Source organism: Mesorhizobium sp. M7A.F.Ca.ET.027.03.2.1 (assembly GCF_003999175.1).
Taxonomy (GTDB): Bacteria; Pseudomonadota; Alphaproteobacteria; order Rhizobiales; family Rhizobiaceae; genus Mesorhizobium.
Genome location: NZ_RZOM01000894.1, coordinates 1 through 2582 on the forward strand (window position 1 = coordinate 1; position 2582 = coordinate 2582).

The following is a 2582-nucleotide window of genomic DNA, read 5'->3' on the forward strand; positions in this document are numbered from 1 at the left end:
TTGTTGTGTTGGGGTACACGCGCGAGCGGCAGCGTGGCGCCGGGAATATGAAATAATAATTCCAATCCATAGTCAATATGGAATGAGCGTTCCTTTCATGAAAAGTACCTTTTCGGCGGTGGATCAGCCCTTGCGCTTGCGGCCCGTGTCGCGTCGCTTCTCGCCGACGCCGACGGTCAGCGCCATGGCCAGCGCCATCGTCGCCGACAGCGAGCGGAAGCCGGCGAAATCGGCCTCGGCAACCTCGAACCAGACCTTGGCGAACTGGGCGAGCGGCGAAAACGAGCTGTCGGTGATGGCGACGATCGGCACGCCCTGTTCCGAAATACTGTGCGCCTCCTCAATCGTGGCCGGCGCGTAGGGCGAGAAGGAGATGGCGATGACGGCATCCGCCGGCGTGGCGAAGCCGATCATCTCGGCATTCAGCCCGGCCGCCGATTCGATCAGCTGGTTGCGGATCTTCAGCTTGCCCAGCGCATAGGCGATGTAGGACGCCACCGGATACGAGCGGCGCTTGGCCAGAACGTAGATGGTTTCCGCCTTCGCCAGCAGGGAAATGGCCTCTTCCAGATGCGCGTCGTCCAGCGTGCGCGAAATGTCGTTGAGCGAGGTCGAGGCGGCGGCGACGAAGCCGTCGAAGATCGCCCGGTGGCCGGCACCCCCCTCTGCCTTGGCGCGCAACGCCTGCAGCCTTTCGTCATAAGATGAGTTGCGCTCGCGCAGCCGTTCGCGAAACACCTGCTGCAGGCTGGTGAAACCATCGAAGCCAAGCTGCTGGGCAAATCGGATCAGGGTCGAAGGCTGCACGCCGGCCGAAGCGGCGATGCTGGCGGCGGTGCCGAAGGCGATGTCGTCGGGATTGTCGAGCGCATGGGCAGCGATCTGGGCGATGCGCTTCGGCAGGCTTTCGCGCCGCTCCAGGATGGTGGTGCGCAGCGTCTCGAAATCGCGAGGTACCCGTTCGTCCATCGTCGCTCTGTCCAGGCTCATGCGTGAAGCGTCCTCTGTGCATCATCATAGCGAGCCTGCGCAAGAACACCATAAAAAATGAGGCAGACATTCCATTCCAGGGAAAAATGGACTAATTCATCCACGCAGCGCTTCAAGCAGTGGAGAAACGGAAAATGGTCGGCGTCGGTCTCATCGGTACGGGTTTCATGGGCAAGTGTCACGCCATCGCATGGAGTGCCGTCAGCGCCGTCTTTCCCGACGTTGCCAAGCCACGGCTGGTCCATCTCGGCGAGGTCAATGAAGAGCTCGCCCGGCGCAAGGCGGGCGAGTTCGGGTTCGCCAAGGCGTCGGGCGACTGGCGGGCCGTCGTCAACGATCCCGAAGTCGATATCGTCTCGCTGACCACGCCCAACCAGTTCCATCCGGAAATGGCCATAGCCATCCTCGAAGCCGGCAAGCATCTGTGGTGCGAAAAGCCGATGGCGCCGAGCTTTGCCGAGGCCGAGGCGATGGCGGCGGCGGCGAGAAAGTCCGGCAAGGTCGCGGCGCTTGGCTACAACTACATCCAGAGCCCGGCCATCCGCCACATCGGCGCGTTGCTCGACGAGAAGATCATCGGCGAGGTCAACCATCTGCGCATCGAGATGGACGAGGACTTCATGGCCGATCCCGAAGCGCTGTTCTTCTGGAAGCACGAAGCAGCTTCAGGCTATGGCGCGCTCGACGATTTCGCCGTGCATCCGCTGTCGCTGGTCTCAGCCCTGTTCGGCCGCGTCGCCAGTGTCATCTGCGACATGGCCAAACCCTATGCCGACCGCAAGCTGGCCAGCGGCGGCCGTCGCGCGGTCGAAACCTACGACATCGCCAGCGTGCTGATGCATCTGGAAAATGGCATTGCCGGCACGCTGCTGGTCAACCGCTCGGCCTGGGGCCGCAAGGGCCGCATCGCCGTCCAGATCTTCGGCTCTAAAGGGTCGATCCTGTTCGACCAGGAGCGATCGAACGAATTCCAGCTCTATCTCACATCAGACCGTCCGACCGAACAGGGCTACCGCACCATCCTGGTGGCGCCGCACCACAAGCCCTATGACCTCTTCGTGCCGGCTCCCGGCCATGGCCTCGGCTTCAACGACCTCAAGATCATCGAATGCCACGAATTGCTGACGCGGCTTGCCGGCAAGCCGGCGCGGCTCATCGAGTTTGCCGAAGGGCTGGAGATCGAGCGCACCGTCCACGCAATGGCGCGCTCGTTTGAGGAAAAGCGCTGGGTCGATGTGAGGTAAGGCGGCGGCTCACCTTCTCCCACACACAACAAGGGGAGAAGGGAAATCGCGTCAGCCCCCAACCGCCGCATTGATCTCCCAGCCGTTGACCCAGACCTGCCGCAACCGGTCGCCTTCGCCCTTGAAGCGCAACCCCGTCGCCTGGCAGTCCTCGATCCGGTCGCTGCGAAAGTTGCGGATCGCCTGGCGCAGCTCGCACCAGGCGACGATGTTGGCGGTTTCGGCGTAGTAGATGAGCGCGATCGGGCGGATGAGGCGCTCGGAGGCGCGGCCCATTTCGTCGCGATAGGAGAGGTCGAGTTTCTCCTCGTCGCGGATGGCGCGTCGCACCAGCGCCAGGTCGATCGC

General features: G+C 63.0%; 3 protein-coding genes. 1 reads left to right on the forward strand and 2 read right to left on the reverse strand.

Annotated features, from left to right (window positions below; all coding sequences use genetic code 11):
- Positions 1–123 precede the first annotated feature (123 nt).
- Complete coding sequence (locus tag EN750_RS28575) at positions 124–969, reverse strand: MurR/RpiR family transcriptional regulator (RefSeq protein ID WP_189526540.1); 846 nt, start codon at positions 967–969, stop codon at positions 124–126.
- A gap of 155 nt (positions 970–1124) precedes the next feature.
- On the opposite strand from EN750_RS28575, the gene EN750_RS28580 reads away from it, so the two are divergent.
- Positions 1125–2234: a Gfo/Idh/MocA family oxidoreductase gene (locus EN750_RS28580; protein ID WP_127398757.1), complete on the forward strand. Its 1110-nt coding sequence runs from the start codon at positions 1125–1127 to the stop codon at positions 2232–2234.
- 51 nt (positions 2235–2285) lie between these two features.
- On the opposite strand, the gene EN750_RS28585 is transcribed toward EN750_RS28580, so the two are convergent.
- Positions 2286–2582, reverse strand: a 297-nt coding sequence (locus tag EN750_RS28585) for a WYL domain-containing protein (RefSeq protein WP_127398758.1), incomplete at its 5' end; no start/stop codon positions are given.

Coding starts and splice junctions, on each gene's coding strand:
- EN750_RS28575 (WP_189526540.1), bottom strand. CDS start 969: ATGGACGAACGGGTACCTCGCGATTTCGAGACGCTGCGCACCACCATC.
- EN750_RS28580 (WP_127398757.1), top strand. CDS start 1,125: ATGGTCGGCGTCGGTCTCATCGGTACGGGTTTCATGGGCAAGTGTCAC.